This window comes from Spirosoma sp. KNUC1025 (assembly GCF_045160025.1).
Taxonomy (GTDB): Bacteria; Bacteroidota; Bacteroidia; order Cytophagales; family Spirosomataceae; genus Spirosoma.
Window position 1 is genome coordinate 3,086,262 of sequence record NZ_CP087139.1, and the last position, 19,401, is coordinate 3,105,662.

7 protein-coding genes and 3 pseudogenes are annotated in these 19,401 nt (G+C 50.4%); all 10 read left to right on the plus strand.

The window, feature by feature from the left end:
- The first annotated feature begins 80 nt into the window (after window positions 1-80).
- The gene (locus LN737_RS13405; protein WP_405519611.1) at window positions 81-1,529 is read left to right on the plus strand and encodes a DUF1501 domain-containing protein; all 1,449 of its coding nucleotides are present in this window, start codon (window positions 81-83) and stop codon (window positions 1,527-1,529) included.
- A 68-nt stretch (window positions 1,530-1,597) separates the two neighbouring features.
- On the plus strand, window positions 1,598-3,961 hold the full coding sequence (locus LN737_RS13410) for a PSD1 and planctomycete cytochrome C domain-containing protein (protein WP_405519613.1): 2,364 nt from the start codon (window positions 1,598-1,600) through the stop codon (window positions 3,959-3,961).
- A 94-nt stretch (window positions 3,962-4,055) separates the two neighbouring features.
- A pseudogene (locus LN737_RS13415) lies at window positions 4,056-5,509 on the plus strand (DUF1501 domain-containing protein).
- 230 nt (window positions 5,510-5,739) lie between these two features.
- Entirely contained in the window at window positions 5,740-7,944 is a 2,205-nt protein-coding gene (locus LN737_RS13420) for a c-type cytochrome domain-containing protein (protein ID WP_405519615.1), read from the plus strand.
- Between the two features lie 219 nt (window positions 7,945-8,163).
- Window positions 8,164-11,376 carry a TonB-dependent receptor gene (locus LN737_RS13425; protein ID WP_405519617.1) on the plus strand — a complete coding sequence of 1,071 codons (3,213 nt, stop codon included), beginning with the start codon at window positions 8,164-8,166 and terminating at the stop codon, window positions 11,374-11,376.
- Window positions 11,377-11,438: 62 nt separating this feature from the next.
- A complete protein-coding gene (locus LN737_RS13430; protein ID WP_405519619.1) occupies window positions 11,439-12,950 on the plus strand; it encodes a RagB/SusD family nutrient uptake outer membrane protein in 1,512 nt (503 codons plus the stop codon).
- A 320-nt stretch (window positions 12,951-13,270) separates the two neighbouring features.
- Window positions 13,271-15,968: pseudogene (locus LN737_RS13435) on the plus strand (c-type cytochrome).
- A gap of 122 nt (window positions 15,969-16,090) precedes the next feature.
- The gene (locus LN737_RS13440) at window positions 16,091-16,864 is read left to right on the plus strand and encodes a DUF1080 domain-containing protein (RefSeq protein WP_405519621.1); all 774 of its coding nucleotides are present in this window, start codon (window positions 16,091-16,093) and stop codon (window positions 16,862-16,864) included.
- A 95-nt stretch (window positions 16,865-16,959) separates the two neighbouring features.
- Entirely contained in the window at window positions 16,960-18,015 is a 1,056-nt protein-coding gene (locus LN737_RS13445) for an aldose 1-epimerase family protein (RefSeq protein WP_405519623.1), read from the plus strand.
- Between the two features lie 126 nt (window positions 18,016-18,141).
- A pseudogene (locus LN737_RS13450) lies at window positions 18,142-19,361 on the plus strand (hypothetical protein).
- Window positions 19,362-19,401 lie beyond the last annotated feature (40 nt).

Genomic DNA, 19,401 nt, shown 5'->3' on the forward strand with positions numbered 1-19,401 from the left:
ACCCCTGAAGGGGGCTTTGCCCAAATACACTCTATTAATGCCCCCTTCAGGGGGTTGGGGGTAAGAAAAAACGTAACGCTATGATAAACAGATGGAATAGACGGGAGTTTCTCCAGAAAACAAGTGCTGCTACGCTGGCGGCCCTGGCGGCTGGCGCGCCTATCCCAGGTTTGCTGTCGGGCTGCACAAGGGCTGACAAAGACAAGCCAAAACTGGCCGGGAAACGCGGTACGGCCGATACGGTTATTCTGCTCTGGATGGCTGGTGGTATGGCCCACACCGAAACGTTCGATCCCAAACGCTATACACCCTTTGAAACGGGTATGGAAGGCAATCGGGTACTAAGTACGTTCAAGTCAATGCCCACGGCGCTGGATGGTATTCATTTTTCGGAAGGGCTTCAGTCCATCGGGAAAGTAATGGACCGCGGTACGCTGATTCGTTCGTACGTAGCGGCCGATATGGGGCACATTCTGCACTCACGCCATCAATATCACTGGCACACCTGCTACGAACCACCTCAAACGGTAGCGGCTCCACACATAGGCTCCTGGATTGCCAAGGAGTTAGGGCCAAAAAATCCGGTTATTCCAGCATTTATCGACATCGGGCAGCGGTTTACGGTAGGGGAGGCCGAGGAGTTGAAAGCCTTTCATACGTCTGGTTTTCTGGGGAATGAATTTGGACCATTTTTTATCCCCGATCCGAGTCAGGGACTTGAGAGCGTTCGTCCACCAATTGGTATGGATGCGCGTCGATTCGAACGCCGGAATCAGCTTTATAACGAGTTGATCAGCAATAGCCCGGTGGGAGAATTTGGCAGCGATTACCAGAAAGAATCGCTACGTCGGTCGATGGAGCAGGCGTACCGGCTGTTGAATTCACCGGAAGCAAAGGCGTTTGACCTAAGTACTGAACCCGCCCATATTTACGAACGATACAATACCGGACGCTTTGGGCTGGGTTGCCTGCTCGCCCGTCGGCTAACCGAACAGGGCGCGCGATTCATTAGCGTAACAACGGAATATGAACCCTTCAAGGGTTGGGATACGCATGAAAATGGACATACCCGGCTGGAAGATATGAAGTGCCAGATCGATGGACCCATTTCGCAGTTGATTCTGGATTTAGAAAAAACGGGTCATCTGGACCGTACCATGATCATTCTGGCCAGCGAGTTCAGCCGGGATATGATGGTGGAAGGTCGCCCGGATGCCAAAGTGCAGGAGCAGGTCAAGCAGCCCGATGTGTTGTCCGATTTGAAATTCTACGGGATGCATCGTCATTTTACGGACGGCTGCTCGATTCTGATGTTTGGCGGAGGGATTAAAAAAGGGTTTGTTTATGGCAAAACGGCCGATGAACGTCCCTGCAAAACCATCGAAAATCCGGTACGTATCGATGGGATTCACCAAACGATTTACCATGCCCTCGGAATTGCGCCCGACACACAGTATGAAGTAGAAAAACGACCCTTTTATACGACACCGGATGGAAAAGGCAAACCCGTATTAGACTTGTTGGTTTGACAAACCTATAAGGTTTTTGAAACCTTATAGGTTTAATCGGTGAGCTTAATAATGTTTATAGCATTTCGATGAAAAAGCCATTCAATACGTTCGTCAGACTCCGACATCTGATCGCCATGGTCGCTGGTCTTGTGTGGGTTATGCAAGCCTGTACGAACCATTCGACCAGCCTGGCCGACGATGAGAAACTGCCGGATATGGTTAGTTATAACTTCGATATCCGGCCCATTCTGTCGGATAAATGCCTGGCCTGCCACGGCCCCGATGCCAACAAGCGGGAAGCCGGTCTGCGGCTCGATATGCCCGAAAGTGCCTTCAAAGCGCTGAAAGAACACCCAACCGCTCATGCGCTGGTGGCCGGGAAACCTGAGTTGTCGGAAGTGTTTTTGCGGGTCTCGTCAAAGGATACGTCGACGCTGATGCCTCCCGTCAATTCGGGCCTGAAATTATCGTCCCGCGAAATTAAGCTGATTGAAAAGTGGATTAAACAGGGGGCCACCTACGAAAAACACTGGGCGTTTGTGGCGCCGAAGAAGCCCGTCCTCCCTGAAATCGACAAAAAGGACTGGCCGGAAAACGAAATTGATTATTTCATTCTGCAAAAGCAGGAGCAAAAGGGGCTGTCACCCAATGAAGAAGCCGACAAGGAACGGCTACTGAAACGGTTGAGTCTGGACCTGACCGGTTTGCCGCCGGGACTGGCGCTGATGGACCAGTTCATGGCTGATAAAAGCGCCAATGCCTACGAAAAGGTAGTCGATCAGTTGCTTAAGAATCCGGCTTACGGCGAAAAAATGGCTATCCACTGGCTCGATCTGGCCCGCTACGCGGATTCGCATGGGTATCAGGATGATGGCTACCGCACTCAGTGGCCCTGGCGCGACTGGGTGATTCATGCCTTCAACAAGAACATGCGATACAATGATTTCGTGACCTGGCAGCTCGCAGGCGATTTTCTGGCGAGTCCAAAAGGGTGGGGCGGTCCCGGCACTCCCGACAAGGAGCAATTGCTGGCAACGGGTTTCAACCGAAATCATAAAATTACCGAAGAAGGGGGCGTCATTCCGGAAGAGTATCGCATTTCCTATGTAACCGACCGGACGGATTTGTTTGGAAAAGGGCTGCTGGGCGTAACGATGGAATGCGCGCATTGCCACGATCATAAGTACGACCCGTTCTCGCAGAAAGAGTACTACAAGCTTTTTGCGTTTTTCAACAACGTAAAGGAAGTGGGTATCGAGTCGGTGATTGGCGGGCCCGATACGTATGCCAAAAAGCCACTGATGGAAATTTGCGACGAGGACGTAAAGGATATTCTGTCGTTTGTCAGTAAGCGGGATACCAACAAACTGATCGTATCGGTAATGGGCGATCTGGATACCACCCGCAAAACATTTATTTTGAAACGGGGCGTGTACGATGCGCCGGGCGATGAGGTAGAGCCCGGTACCCCCACAGCCATTCTGCCCTTTAATGAAAGCTATCCCAAAAACCGCTTAGGACTGGCGAAGTGGATGTTTGATAAAAAGAACCCACTCACAGCGCGGGTGTACGTCAACCTGTTGTGGCAGGAATTTTTTGGACGAGGCATCGTAAAAACGCCCGGCGATTTTGGAATGCAGGGCGAATTGCCATCGCATCCCGAATTGCTCGACTGGCTGGCTGTTGATTTTATGGAACACGGCTGGGATATCAAACGCCTGGTTACACAGATGGTTACGTCGGCTACGTACCGGCAGTCGGCGGTGGTCATGCCGGAGAAACTACAGACGGACCCCGATAACAAATACCTGGCTCGCGGGCCGCGCTATCGGATACATGCCGAATTTGTGCGGGATCTGGTACTGAGCAGCAGCGGATTACTCAACCGAACCATTGGCGGCCCGAGCGTAAAGCCTTATCAGCCACCGGGGCTGTGGGAGGGCGCTACGTCGGGGCGGGGTTTGTTGTCAATGTATGTGCAGGATCACGGTCCCAAGCTCTACCGACGCGGTATGTACACGCTCATCAAACGTACCGTTCCTCCGCCATCCATGTCTATTTTCGATGCCAGCAACCGCGATTTGTGCGAAGTCAGGCGACTGAAAACCAATACGCCCCTGCAGGCGCTGGTCATGCTCAACGACCCAACGGTACTGGAAGCGTCGCGTGTATTGGCGGCCCGTCTGCTTGAGGAAAAAAGTGCCATGCCCGATAAGATCGACAAAGCGTTCCGGCTGATTGTGAGCCGAAAACCGCGCGAGAAAGAAATCGACGTACTGAGAACGTATTACGAAAAGGAACTGAAAACCCTCAATAAATCGCAGGCCGAGAAAGCACTGGCCGTCGGCGAATACCCTATTCCTAAAACGCTGGACAAGGTGCAACTGGCCGCTATGATGCGAATTGTCTCGACGATTTATAACCTGGAAGAAACGATTACAAAGACGTGACAGATCGTAAACCCCTAAATCCCCTGAAGGGGACTTTGCTCAAACTGGACCCAAGCTCCCTTTAGGGGATTTAGGGGTAAAAACTTGATCACTTATGGAAAAAGAGATCTTAGAACACGGACTGAATTTCAACCGGCGTCGCTTCCTGTCCCGACTAAGTTTGGGGCTGGGGAGTGCTGCATTGGGTTCTTTGTTGATTCCTGACCTCTTCCGTGGGGATGGTACGGACGATGACGGCTTTACGCCCGGTATCCCGCATTTTGCACCCAAAGCCAAACGGGTTATCTATCTGTTTCAGAACGGTGCCCCTTCGCAGCAGGAACTGTTTGATTACAAGCCTAAACTGCGAGAATTATGGGGACAGGAAATACCCCCTTCGGTTCGTGGAACGCAGCGGCTGACTGGTATGACCGCCAATCAGAAAGAGTTTCCACTCGTTGGTTCTTTCGTTGATTTCAAACAGTATGGTCAATCGCGGGCGTGGGTAAGTGATCTGTTTCCGTACACGGCTAAAATTGTCGATGACCTGTGCATCATAAAGTCGATGTATACCGAAGCCATCAACCACGATCCGGCACTGACATTTCTGCAAACGGGCTCTCAGCAGGGCAACCGGCCAAGTATGGGTTCCTGGCTGAGTTATGGCCTTGGTAACGAGAATAAAAATCTGCCCAATTTTACCGTACTGCTTTCCCGTGGCATTGGTAACGGACAGGGCGTTTACTCCAAGTTGTGGTCAAACGGATTTTTGGATTCCATTCACCAGGGGGTTCAGTTCAGCAAGGGTGAAGATCCTGTACTATATCTGCGCGATCCGGAAGGAATGAATCGGCAGGAGCGCCGGGAAATGCTCGATAATCTGGCTCAGTTGAATGACATGGCCTACGACGAGTTTGGCGACCCGGAAATAACGGCCAAAGTAAAACAGTACGAAATGGCTTATCGGATGCAGACTGCCGTACCCGAAGTTATGGATTTATCAAAAGAGCCGGACGACATCATTAAACTCTACGGCCCTGACTGCTTGGTACCCGGTACGTTTGCCGCTAACTGCCTGCTGGCCCGGAAATTATCTGAAAATGGCGTTCGGTTTGTTCAGCTTTATCATCAAGGCTGGGATCAGCACGGGAACCTTCCGTTCGAAATTGCCAGACAGGCCAAAGATGTCGATCAGGCGTCGGCTGCCCTGGTTACCGACCTCAAGCAGCGCGGCTTGCTGGACGAAACGCTGGTGATCTGGGGGGCGAATTCGGCCGTACCAGTTACACCCAGGGCAAACTAACGAAAGAAAATTACGGTAGGGATCATCACCCGCGCTGCTTTACCATCTGGATGGCGGGCGGTGGTATCAAGCCGGGAATTGTGTATGGCGAAACCGATGAGATGGGGTATAATATTGTCAGCAATCCGGTACACGTACACGATTTTCAGGCTACCGTTTTAAATCAGTTAGGTCTCAATCATGAGAAGCTGATTTTCAAACACCTGGGCCGTCGGTATCGGCTGACGGATGTATCCGGGAAAGTGGTTCACGATATTATTGCCTGAAAGATTACCCTTAAATTCCATTTGAGACCATATACCCCCCAGCCCCCTGAAGGGGGAGTTCACCGAGACTGGATTGTTCCCCCTTCAGGGGCCTGGGGGTGAATAAACCAGAACGCGTAACAGCCTTGTCCTGAAGAGGGTATGGAATCGGTTAAAGGTCGAATAGTCAGAACTTTATAACCCTGTACTTAACCGATTTTTAAAGCAACCGCAATTCATTTTTAGTTGAAATGCAGAAAAAGTTAGTCAGTATAGCAGAACAGGGTTTGTTCGCATCAGCGGTGTTTATTTTGTTTTTGCTGCTGTTTGAAAGCAAAATCGAGATCCCCGTCTGGCTACAGCCATTTGGGCGAATGCACCCGCTGCTGCTGCATTTTCCTATCGTTATTCTGCTACTGGCAGTAGTGATGGAGGCTTATCGGTTTAATCGGCCGGGTCCGACAGCCAATGCGGAAAGCCGACCCTCCGATATCCCCGAATTTTACCGGACGCTTTCAACAAATCTGTTGCTGGTAGGGTCACTTCTGGCGGCTGTTACGGTGATTATGGGGTTGTTCCTGTCGAAAGAAGATGGCTACACAGGTTCAGTGGTTCAATGGCACAAGTGGACGGGCGTAGCGGTGTTTTTTATTGCTGCGGCTATCTACTGGGGACGTACCAAAACCTGGTACTCACCCACCCTGGCTGTGTCGGGGGCTGCGCTGATGAGCACCGTGCTGATCGGGGCGGGGCACTACGGGTCAGTCATTACGCATGGTGAAGATTTTATTCTGGCCCCCGTTACCCAGCATAATAAATCGGAGCCTGTCGATTTACAGCAGGCTGTTATTTTCGATAACGTAATCAAACCAATTTTCGAACAGAAATGCACAAGCTGTCATAACCCCGACAAGCTGAAAGGCGAATTAGCACTGACGGATGCTGCGTCTATCCAGAAGGGGGGCAAAAGCGGAAAATTGTTTGTAGCAGGTAAGCCGGAAATCAGTTTATTGCTTAAACGTATACACCTACCGGTAGATGAAAAGAAGCACATGCCGCCTTCTGGAAAAGCCCAGTTGTCGGCCTTCGAAATCAACCTGCTGTCGGCCTGGGTAAGAAGTAGGGCTGAGTTTAACAGGAAAGTAGTTGACTTGCCGCCTACCGACTCGCTACGTATGCTGGCTATGACGTTGTTTAAGCCCACTGAACAAGCGGAGCCTGCCTATGCTTTTGACGCTGCCGATGAAGAAACCGTTAGAAAACTGAACACCGATTATCGGACTATTGCCCCACTGGCGAAAGAATCGCCTGCGCTGGCGGTCAATCTGTACAATAAAGCCACCTACTCGCCGGACCAATTACAGGAGCTTAGCCCAATCAAACAGCAGGTTGTCTCGCTGAATCTAAACAAGATGCCGGTGAAAGATGCTGATCTGAAGTACGTCAGTCAGTTTGAAAACCTGCAGAAACTGGATATAAACTTTACGGATATTACCGGTAAAGGGCTGAAAGAACTGATACCGCTAAAGCACCTTGAGAGCATAGCCTTGTCGGGTACCAAAACCTCCTTTGCCGACTTACGAAGCCAGATAGGTGGGTTCAAAAACCTGAAATCCATAGCGCTCTGGGAAACCGGCCTGACGGATGCCGAGATTCGGCAACTTCAGAAAGCGAACCCACGTATCCAGTTTATTGCTGGTTTCGATGGCGATAAGAGCGAACCCATCCGCCTGAATCCGCCCCAACTGAAAAATGCCCCCATTTTTGATCAGTCGACGGTTTTGCAGTTGAAACACCCGGTAAAAGGAGTTCAGATTCGCTACACTACGGATGGAACTGACCCCGATAGCCTGACCTCTCCGCTGATCGATAATAAAACCTTGATTAACGCGAGTACGACCATTAAAGCCAAAGCCTATAAGGACGGCTGGTTTAGCAGTCCGGTTGCTACGTTCAATTATTACAAACGGGCCTACAAACCCGACAGTGCCAATCTGCTGATGCCGCTGAGTCCGGTGCATCAGGCCGAAGGAGCCAATACGTTTTTTGATGGTAAGCTGGGCACCTTCAATGCCAACAGCCCCGCCTGGGCCAATAACTGGGCTGGCGTCCGGAAAAATGATCTGGTGCTGGTGTCAGAATTTAAACATCCCATTTCGGTTACGTCGGTCGATTTACGGACTATGATTGAGCCGGAAACCGGTATTTTTCCCCCGTCAGCAATAGAAATATGGGGTGGTGATAGTCGGAAGCAGATGAAACTGATCGGTACGGTGAAGCCGCAGATGCCTGCTAAAAAAAGCGACCCGGTTCTGAAAGCCATTGGCTGTATGTTCAAACCTCACACAATTTCGTATCTGAAAATTGTTGCCAAACCCGTTGCTCAACTCCCGGAATGGCACCCCAGCAAAGGCAAACAGGCCCTGCTGCTGGTTGATGAAGTCTTTATCAATTAATCAGTCCGGTAAGGTAGGACTTCTAAAAAAGTGTCGATTTTACACGAATCCCGTCTTGCGGCTTTTATATTGAAAATTCCAAGAATTTTACTCAAATAATGCCAAAGTTGGGTATGTATGGGAAAGTTACCGGTACAAAGCTGGTAATATTTGGCTAGTCGATTGGCTTTTTTTGGAGTCAGTCCATTCCTTAAGTCCTATCTCTTACTCTTACAATCCATGAAAAGACTCTATCAGCTAGCTGCGCTAAGTATGATGGCAGGCGTAGTCCCAGGTTTAGCTCAGGGTGCGCAGACAATCTTGCAGAAAAGAGGTGCACCGGCCTCTGGACAATTATTAGCGATGCACAGTACCGGTACAGAACGAATCGTGAAGGCGCCAATGGCCGACACCAGGGTGACAGGACAGGTACTCGATGAAAAAGGGAATGGCCTTCCCGGTGTAAGCGTCATTGTGAAAGGTAGTACAAAAGGTACCAATACTGATGAGCAGGGTAATTATCAGATTATGGTACCAAATCCACAGGCCGTACTGGTATTTAGCTTTGTCGGTTATCAAAGCAAAGAAGTGGCTTTGGCCGGAAAAACAACACTGAATGTTTCGTTGACTGCCGGCGACCAAACCCTGAATGAAGTGGTTGTGGTTGGGTACGGTAGCCAGCTGAAAAAAGAAGTAACGGGAGCCGTGCAGACGGTAAGCGCGCAGGAAATCAAAGACTTGCCGGTTTCGCAGATCGGCCAGAAACTACAGGGGCGTCTGGCGGGCGTGCAGATCAACCAGGCAACCGGCAAACCGGGGCAGGGGATAAGCATCCGTATCCGCGGTCAGGTGTCGGTTTCGGCCGGTAGTGACCCGCTTTACGTAATTGATGGGTTTCCGATAACAGGAAACATCGCCCAGCTCAATCCGGATGAAATTGAAGATCTGTCGGTTCTGAAAGATGCCGCTTCTACGTCGCTTTACGGTTCGCGGGCAGCCAACGGTGTCGTGCTGATCACGACGAAGAAAGGCAAGCCTGGTCAGACCAACATCAGTTTCAGCGCCTATGCGGGCATACAGAAAGTACCCATGCGGGGCCGGGTGAAAATGCTGAACGCTGTCGAATTCGCTCAGTTTAAGAAAGAATATTACGAAGATCAGTTGCAGCCCGTACCGGCTGAGTTTCAGAATCCATCGCAGTATGAGGGAAAAAACAACGACTGGTACGATGCATTGCTTCGCGAAGCGCCCATTCAGAGCTATAACTTGAGTGTTTCGAACAACACAGGCAAGGCAAATACGTCGCTGGTAGCCGGTATCTTCAATCAGGATGGGGTAGTACTGAACAACAAATACAAACGGTACTCGCTGCGCCTGAATTCAAACTACAATATATCGGATCGGGTAACGGTGGGCTTTAACGTAGCGCCTTCGTATGTGTTTGACAATACACCCCGAACCGACGGTGACCGGGGTACCGGGATTCTGTTCAACGCGCTGCATACATGGCCGGTTATGCCGATTTACGATGCGAATGGCCAGCTGACCAAGTTCAACCAGTTTCCGGCCAGTACGGGTAACATCTTCCAGTATCCGAACTGGGTACGTGCTGCCACCGAACTGGTCAACGAAACCAAAAATACAAACCTGCTGGCGAACGCTTATATTCAGTATCGACCAATAACAGGGTTAACGCTCCGGTCGACGATGAACATCGAGTACCAAAACACGAAGTTCTTCTTCTTCAACCCGTCGACGGCCACCAGCGCGATTAACGTACCGATTCCAACTACAGCCGTTTCAATTCGTCAGGGACTGGAGAACACATCCTGGCTGAACGAAAACCTGGCAACCTACAGCCGTAGCTTCAACGACCACAACTTCGAACTGCTGGCTGGTTTTACAAACCAGTGGTATCGGCAGGAATTCAGCCGTATCCAGGCCGATACGTACGCCGATGACCGGCTGCCAACAATTCAGGGTGCGCTCAACATAAACCGGGGCGGTACACAAAATGGTATCAACCAGTGGGCACTGACCTCTTACCTGTCTCGTCTGACGTATAATTACAAAGGCAAATACCTGTTTACGGCGGCTGTTCGGGCAGATGGTTCATCCCGCTTTGGCGCCAACAACCAGTTCGGTACGTTCCCATCCGCTTCGGTTGGCTGGGTTGTTTCCGATGAGAACTTCATGAAAACAGTGATGCCTGTTTCGTTTGCTAAAGTTCGGGCTAGCTATGGCGTAATCGGTAACAACAACATTGGTAACTATACGTCGTACGCGCTGGTAAACAATACCACCAACGCGGTTTTTGGCAGTAACGTAGCGACAGGCGCTGTGGTTACCTCACTGGCAAACCCAAACCTGGGCTGGGAAACCACCAGGCAGTTCGATATGGGGCTGGACCTGGGGCTGTTTAACGACCGCATCCAGTTTATCTACGATTTTTATACCAAGCGCACCACAAATCTATTGTACCAGGTGCAGATTCCGCAGGAGTCGGGTTTCACCAATTTCAGTGACAACATTGGAGAAATTAAGTTCTGGGGGCATGAGTTCTCGCTGACCACCAAAAACACGACGGGCAGACTGAAATGGACAACCAACGCCAACATCTCCTTCAACCGGAACCAGGTTGTTTCGCTGGCGCCGGGAATCGACCGGGTGTATGGTTCATTCCACATTACGCAGGTTGGCAAGCCGTTTGGTCAGTTCTATGGCCTGGTTAAAGAAGGGTATTATCAGAGTGCGGAAGAGCTTAGAACCTCTCCCATTATTCCGGGCCGTTCGGCGATTGGTACCATCAAAATGAAAGACGTTAATGGCGATGGGGTGATTACTTACGGTGGCGATGCGGACGACCGCACAATCATCGGCAACCCCTTCCCGAAATTTACGTACGGGATTACCAACGATTTAAAGTACGGTAACTTCGATTTCTCAATTACAGGCTCTGGCTCATACGGAAATCAGTTGTGGGTTCGTCACTTGTACAGCACGGCTAACCTGGATGCCGTGTTCAACATGGTTGAAGGCGTAAAAGACCGTTTCCGGGTTCAGAATGCAATTGTAAACGGGGTTGGTGTTGCCACCAACGTGATAACACCTGGTAAGGGTCAGTTTGGCGCGACAAACAATGGTGGAAACTACACCGGTATCGAGCGCGACTGGAACAGTACGCAGTTTCTGGCCGACGCATCGTTCTTTACCATCAAAAACATAACGCTGGGCTATAACATTGGGGCGGTGAACAAGCTCTTCAAGTCAGCCCGCGTGTATGCATCCGCTCAGCAGGTTTACATCTTCACGAAGTACTGGGGTGGACCAAATCCAGAAACCAGCGGCAATGGCACTGGCGATGGTGATGGCGGGAATTTGAGCCAGGGTGTTGATTTTTCGAACTACCCCGTTCCACGTACGTATACGCTTGGTGTTAACCTGAATTTCTAAAACATTGGTCAATCCATTGGCAGAAAGAATAGCCAATACCAAATTTTAAAAACTTGTCTCTTATGAAAAGAAAATATATAGCAACCGGACTCCTGGCGATAGCACTGGCCGGCTGCTCAAAAGATTTTCTGACTGTAGTGCCTGAAACAGCACTGAGCTCAGCAACCTTTTTCAAGACCGAAGCCGATTTTCAGCAGGCAGTTAATGGCGCATACGTACCGTTCCGGCAGATGTATAACGAGCGGGCCTGGGTTCTCGAGGAAATGCACTCCGACAACACGTACTACGCTCGTAATCCGCTTTACGGCGCGGTTGACCCAACCGAAAACGTGGCTGATTTTGCGGTTCCGACGGCCAATGGCGTAACGGCCAATGATAACGTACTGGTCCAGTACCGACTGAATTATGTGATCATTGCCCGTGCTAATCAGATCCTGAGCCTGATCGACGGGATTACATTCAGTACGGAAGCGGTTAAGAACAACCTCAAAGGACAGGCGCTGTTTCTGAGAGCGTTTGCTTACTTCGATCTGGTACGTTTGTTTGGTAAAGTGCCGCTGCATTTAACGCCTATTACCGGACGGGCAGATGCTGCATTGCCGTTGTCATCAACGGAGGAAATTTATGCGCAGATCGAGAAAGATGCGACGGCAGCCAGCACAGCTTTGCCTAACAAAGCCACGCAGGAACCTGGACGCGCTACGTCGGGAGCGGCTAAAACCCTGCTGGCGAACTTATACATTACGCAAAAGAAATGGGCGCAGGCCGAAGCACCGCTGAGAAGTATTATAACCAACGACGGCTATACGCTCCAGCCTGATTACAACAACGCTTTCTCTTTTACCAGCACCAACAAGAACAATTCTGAGTCGGTGTTTGAAATTCAGTATATGGAAGGGTCGGCTGGATACAACGGAAACCAGATATACAGGTTTATACCTTCGCCGATCACCGCTGCTGAAATCGCTCCTATTGTTGGTACGTCGAACCCGCAGCCTACATCGCAGGAGAGCAATAACATTCCAACACCGGATCTTATTGCGGCTTACGAACCCGGCGATAAACGACTGGATATTTCCATCGGCTATGTGAAGTTAAGTGGTAGCCAACGGGCTGATAAAACGTATCCGTACATCAAGAAATACGCCCGTCAACACTCACTGAACCAGAATACGGGGCAGAACTGGCCTGTGTATCGCTATGCCGAAGTACTGTTATTTATGGCCGAATCGCTGAATGAGCAGGGTAAAACCGCCGAAGCTGCTACGTATCTGAATCAGGTTCGGGCACGGGCTGGCCTGGCGGCTACAACAGCATCGTCGCAGGCTGATATGCGGGAAGCCATTTTCAAAGAACGGCGCGTGGAACTGGCTTTTGAAAACAAACGCTGGTTCGATCTGACCAGAACGGGTCGTGTGAAGGAAATTATTGGTGCTTACGGAGCGAAAGTAAAAGCTAATCCAGCCGCGTATTATTTCCCGGCCGGCGCTGTTCCGCCACCAAACGCCTTTACCGTACTGGATGATTATTATGGTCTGCCTGCGGTAGAAGCTGCATTAACCCCAAATTTCTGATCGTGCCGGTGATGTGGTGTCGGGTTTGAGAACGGCTGCGGCCAACCGTCCGACACCACACCACCATACTCTGCGAGTTGCTGCATTTGCTTTATCCATTATAAAAATAGTCCCGTCTTTCCGTGAGGAATACGTGGTTTTGCTACAAAACCTGCCAATCGCCGTAGCTGGTACGTTTAGGGAGAGTTTATCCGTTTAATCAGTAGAATTTACCGGGCATTCGTCTCTTACTAACAGACTACAACCTTCAACTTGGTACCGACTGAACCCATTTCGGCAGGTATCGGAATTATTTAGTAAACCTTTATCTAAGAACTACTATGTTTTCTCAATTCAACGTTGCTAAACTCGGATTAGCGGTTGCGGCCCTTGTTCTTGTCGGCACCTCCTGGATTAATATGCAGGAGGCAGCATCCGTCAAAACGGGCCCAAGTGATCCTAGAGTGGACAAATTGAAGCTTCTGCCCGGTTTTAAAGCCGACCATTTATATAGCCCTTCCGAAAACGGTCAGGGTTCGTGGGTATCAATGGCTTTCGACGACAAAGGCCGGATGATTACGTCGGATCAATATGGGTTTCTGTATCGGCTAACATTGCCGCCTGTTGGCTCAGGATCGGAAAAACCTAAAGTTGAAAAACTGAACATTCCGCTGGAGAACGGACAGACAACAGACGGTGCCAAAGTGGGCATGGGCTATGCACAGGGCTTACTGTATGCCTTCAATAGCTTGTATGTCATGGTAAACAACCGTGAAAATAAAGACTTTGGAAAAGGAAGCGGTCTGTATCGTCTGCAGGACACAAACGGTGATGATCAATATGATAAAGTGACCTTGTTACGTTCGCTAAAAGGCGAAGGAGAGCATGGCCCACACAGCATTGTTCTGTCGCCCGATAAAAAATCGCTGTATGTAATGTGCGGTAATTTTACCGACGTACCAAAAATGGATGCGTATCGGCTGCCACCTGTCTGGAAAGAAGACAACCTGTTTCCGGCTATTAAAGACCCCAGAGGCCACGCAACGGATCGGATGGCACCGGGCGGCTGGCTGGCTAAACTTGACCCAGACGGGCAAAAATGGGAATTGGTAGGTGCAGGCTTCCGTAATACGTTCGACTTTGCCTTTAATGATGCCGGTGATGTAATCGGTTATGATTCAGATATGGAATGGGATTTTGGTTTGCCCTGGTATAAACCAACCCGTATCTGCCACATCACCAGCGGAGCCGAATTTGGCTGGCGTACTGCCGCCAGTAACTGGTCGCCTACCTTTGCCGATTGTTTACCGGCTGTTCTGAATATGGGCCAGGGGTCGCCAACGGGCGTTTTCGCCGGTAGAGGAGCACGGTTTCCTCAGAAGTATCAGAAAGCGATCTATGCCTTCGACTGGAGTTTCGGTATTATGTATGCCGTTCATTTACAGCCAAAAGGGTCGTCGTACAGCGCTACGGCCGAAGAGTTTATTTCTGGCTCACCACTACCGCTTACGGATGGGCTGGTTGGGCCGGATGGTGCGGTTTATTTCCTGACGGGCGGTCGTCGGCTGGAATCGGATCTGTATCGGGTTACTTACACGGGTAGTGAAGCCTCGGCACCCACTACACAGGCACCTGCGCTCACGGCTGAACATAAAATCAGAACCGATCTGGAGAAATACCACGGCGAGCCCATGGCCGGTGCTGTCAATGCTGCCTGGCCTTATCTGAACCATGCCGATCGGTTTATTCGGTACGCTGCCCGCGTTGCCGTAGAGCATCAGCCCGTTAGTCAGTGGCAGGAAAAAGCGCTGGCCGAAACCGACCCGGTCCGTGCTACGTATGCTATCATTGCCCTGACGCACCACGGCGATCCATCGCTGAAAAGTCAGATGCTGAACACGTTGCTGAAGATAAAATTAGATCCTCTTTCTGAACAGCAACAGCTGGACGTAATGCGGGCTATTGAACTGGTTTTCACCCGCACAGGTGTAGCCGAAGGAGCCGATAGAGAGAAAGTTATAGCGTATCTGAATCCGCGTTATCCGGCTAAATCAGCAGTATTGAACCGCGCTTACAGCAAACTGCTGATTACGCTCGAAGCACCGGGTGTGGTCGACCGGACGCTTGCCCTGCTGGATAAGAAAAATGAAGATTCAGGCCCTGTTGGTGGCGAAACGGTAACGGCATCGAGCGACCTCATCCTGAGGAATCCACAATACGGTCTGGATATTGCCAAGATGCTTGAAAAATTACCACCTGCTCAGCAGACGTATTACGCTACCATGCTGAGCAGCGCAAAAAACGGCTGGACTCCTGAACTCCGGGATAAATACTTTGCCTGGTTTGCCAATGCGTTTAAATACCAGGGCGGCCGGAGCTACATCGGGTTTATTGACAAAGCTCGCAAGCTGGCGCTGAATCATGTGCCGAAAGAGCAGTTTGATAAATATAACAAGATGTCGGGTGCCGACTTGCTGACCAGCTCAGGAAACGACATCGCGACCGACTACGCGCCCAAAGGGCCGGGCCGTCGTTGGATGCTGGAGAATGCGGTTGCTGCGGTTGACACTGGTATGAAAAACCGGGATTTTGAGACAGGTAAAAAAATCTACTCGGCTATTCTCTGCAGCCGTTGCCACTCGATGGGTGGACAGGGTGGCGATATAGGTCCCGACCTGACTCAGCCTCGGAACCCGCTTCTCGAACAAGGACATTCTCGATGCGATTATTAACCCGAACAAAACGGTTTCTGATCAGTATGCATCAACCATCTTCTACCTCAAAAATGGTCAGTCGGTGCTGGGTCGCTTAGTCAACGAGGATAAAACGACCTACTCCATCTCTCAGAACCCATTTGCACCGGATCAGCTTCGGAAAATTGCGAAGAAGGACGTAACGTCCAAGAAGTTTTCGACTGAATCGGTAATGCTGCCTGGTCTGATCAACAGCCTGAACCCGGATGAACTAAGAGATTTAGTTGCCTACCTGAAGTCGGGCGGTAACCAGAACAACGAAGTCTACAAAGCAGGTGGTAAGTAATGGTAATTAGTCATTGGTCATTGGGCAATATGTTGTGTAGTAACTGATGACTAATGACCAATCACCAATGACTAATGACAGGGAAGCGAACTGACCAAATTGAAACGAAGATGCTGAGAAATATGAAGAATACATTCCTTCCGCTGGGGCTTATCCTGGCGGTTGTACTGACGGGTGGTATCGAAACCTCCTGCGTAGGTCAGGGTAAGAAAAGTAAAAAAGATGGATACGTAGCGATATTCGATGGGAAAACTCTCAACGGCTGGGAGGGCGATCCGACGTACTGGAAAGTTGAAGATGGCTGCCTGACAGGAGAAATAACACCCGCTACGTTGCTAAAAACCAATAACTTCATTATCTGGCAAGGCGGTGAACCCGGTGATTTTGAATTAAAAGGCGAATTTAAAATCACAGAAGCGGGCAACTCGGGAATCAACTACCGGAGCGATAAATTAACGGACGTACCGCACGCATTGAGAGGCTATCAGGCCGACATCGACGGAAAAAACAGCTACACCGGGCAGAATTACGAAGAACGTAAGCGGACAACCCTGGCGTACCGTGGCCAGAAAACGGTGATTGGACCGTACACAGGCGAAAATACACCGGACGCGATTCGGTCGAAGGTGAGCCGGAATGCCTGGACAGGTATGCAGGTGGTCGGTTCACTCGGCAGTTCGGACTCGCTCAAAACACTGATCAAATCGAACGACTGGAATACGTTTCATCTGGTCATTAAAGGCAATCATCTTCAGCATTACATCAATGACGTACTCATGAGCGACGTAACCGATGACGACACCGTTAACGGCAAATCGAAAGGGTTACTGGGCGTTCAGGTACACGTTGGCCCACCCATGAAGGTGCAATACCGGAATTTGATGATCAAGCAATAGTAATTAGCTCACCCCTGACTCCCCTAAAAGGCACTTATTACAATACAATGTTAAGTCCCCTTCAGGGGATTTAGGGGTCAATAAATAAATCAGTTTTGACACCACAACCCTGGCATAATAAACTATCGAATACGGCACAGATCGGTGGAATTGAAACCTCCGTACTAGACAATGGCCCCGGGCGAGGCAGCCGAATCGCCTGGATCAATACCGGCGCCGGTTTGCGCATCAAGCTGGTTCTTGATCGGGCGATGGACATTGCCGATGCTTTTTACAACCAGCATAGCCTGGCCTGGCTGAGTCATACCGGCGTTACAGCTCCCGAACCTTTTTCGGACCGGGGCGCTGACTGGCTCCGAACCTTTGGTGGGGGTCTGCTCACCACCTGCGGACTCTCGCATGTGGGTGGTCCGGAGCAGGATGCCTACGGCGAACGTGGATTACACGGAAAGATCAGCAACATTTCCGCCGAAATTGAATCCATTCTCCAGCCCGATCCGATGGTCGGTAATCTGGAAATGGGCATTACCGGGCGAATGAAGGAAACGACCATTTTTGGCCCCAGGCTGGAACTGAAGCGGACCATTTCCGGCACGCTTGGTCAACCCGTAATCCGAATCCACGACGAAGTCACCAACCGGGGCAATACGTCGGCACCGCACATGCTGCTATATCACTTCAATTTTGGCTGGCCACTGGTCGATGAAGGAACCGATATCGTCTGGAACGGTCCCTGGCAGGCGCGTGAAGGGGGCATCAATGACCGGATTTTCAACCAGAACAACTCGTTTAAAAAGTGCCCGGCTCCATTAGACGACCACAGCGGTACGGGAGAAGCCGTAGCTTCGGTGGACATCATCCCCGATAACTCGGGCTTGTGTACAGTTGGCCTTCATAATGCAAAAATCGGTGTGGCGCTGGCGCTAAGGTTTCGGAAAGACCAACTGCCCTGGTTCATTAACTGGCAGCACTGGGGTAAAGGCGAATACGTAACGGGCCTCGAACCGGCCACAAATCCCCTCATTGGGCAAGCTAAAGCCCGTGAGCAGCATGAACTCCTGTTTCTCGAACCAGGAGAAACCCGAACGTATGATCTGGAACTGGAAATACTGACGAATGAGCAGGAAATCGAGAATTTTTTAAGTGTGTAGTAATTACCCCCAACCCCCTGAAGGGGACTTAGCTTATTTTAGAGGCCAATTTGAGTCCCCTTCAGGGGGTTGGGGGCAAAAAGGTAAAAGAGTTTTTTAGTGAACATAGCTGAGTAAAAAAACCTCATGGAAACAACCTCAACACTTAGTCTGGCCGAGAAGGCTTTAGAACAGGGAAAAGGCATTTTGCGGCTTACTCCCACCTGGGTACCCCGGTCATTCTGTGTACCCGGCCGTCGTATCAAACTGCACCCCGACGATTATTACGTATTAGGTGGTGAACGGGGCGGTATTGACGAACGCTGGTTCTCCTCAACCACACCGGCTAAAAATGGCCCACTGACGGGTGAAAACGAAGGGTTAAGTCATATTGTATTCACGGACGAAGACGGAAAAGAGCACCAGTTTCTACTGAAAGATGCCGTTGAGGAGCTAAAAGGAGAGCTGATAGGCGACCGGCTGTGGAATGAATACAAAGGCTGGCCGATGTATTCCAAATTTTTCGACAACATGGGACCGCTGCCGCATCACTTGCACCATAACGACGAACAGGCGGCTCTGATCGGTCAGTTGGGCAAACCCGAAGCCTATTATTTCCCCCGCAGGTTAATAATCACGGTGGCGATTTTCCATACACATTCATCGGCATTGCGCCCGGCACGACCAAAGAACAGATCAAGGAGTGTCTGATGAACTTCACCAAAGGCGACAATAAAATTACGAACTACTCATCGGCTTACCGGCTTGAGCCCGGTACCGGCTGGGACGTACCGCCCGGACTCCTTCACGCACCGGGAAGCCTGTGCACCTACGAGCCACAGAAAGCCTCCGACGTTTTCGCCATGTATCAGTCGCTGGTAAACGAAGCAATCATTCCGGAAGAACTGCTCTGGAATGGTACGCCAAAAGACCGTATCGGCGATTATGATCAGCTCATGGAAGCCATCGACTGGGAACTGAACACCGACCCGCAGATGATGGCCAACCGGTTTATGCGTCCAAAGCCGGTGCATGAGAACATACAAACGGAAGGGTATAGCGAAGTCTGGGTTTGTTATAAAAATGAAGCGTTCAGCGCCAAAGAACTAACCGTTTTTCCGGGGCAGACCGTAACGATTAAAGATAGTGCCGCCTATGGCCTGATTATGATGCAGGGACACGGTAAAATGGGCGACTGGGATATCGAAACACCAACCATGATCCGTTACGGACAACTGACCAACGACGAGTTTTTTGTGAGTGAAAAAGCGGCTATGGAAGGCGTTGTCATTACTAACCTATCGACAACTGATCCGATCGTTATGCTCAAACACTTCGGTCCGGCTAACCCTGATCTGGTGTTGTAAATCGAGTGAGGTCCAATGCTTAAAAGTGATGTCAGATGCT

What these genes read in the sequence shown, in the direction of transcription:
- LN737_RS13405 (WP_405519611.1), top strand. Translation starts at nt 81, where the DNA reads ATGATAAACAGATGGAATAGACGGGAGTTTCTCCAGAAAACAAGTGCT.
- LN737_RS13410 (WP_405519613.1), top strand. Translation starts at nt 1,598, where the DNA reads ATGAAAAAGCCATTCAATACGTTCGTCAGACTCCGACATCTGATCGCC.
- LN737_RS13420 (WP_405519615.1), top strand. Translation starts at nt 5,740, where the DNA reads ATGCAGAAAAAGTTAGTCAGTATAGCAGAACAGGGTTTGTTCGCATCA.
- LN737_RS13425 (WP_405519617.1), top strand. Translation starts at nt 8,164, where the DNA reads ATGAAAAGACTCTATCAGCTAGCTGCGCTAAGTATGATGGCAGGCGTA.
- LN737_RS13430 (WP_405519619.1), top strand. Translation starts at nt 11,439, where the DNA reads ATGAAAAGAAAATATATAGCAACCGGACTCCTGGCGATAGCACTGGCC.
- LN737_RS13440 (WP_405519621.1), top strand. Translation starts at nt 16,091, where the DNA reads ATGAAGAATACATTCCTTCCGCTGGGGCTTATCCTGGCGGTTGTACTG.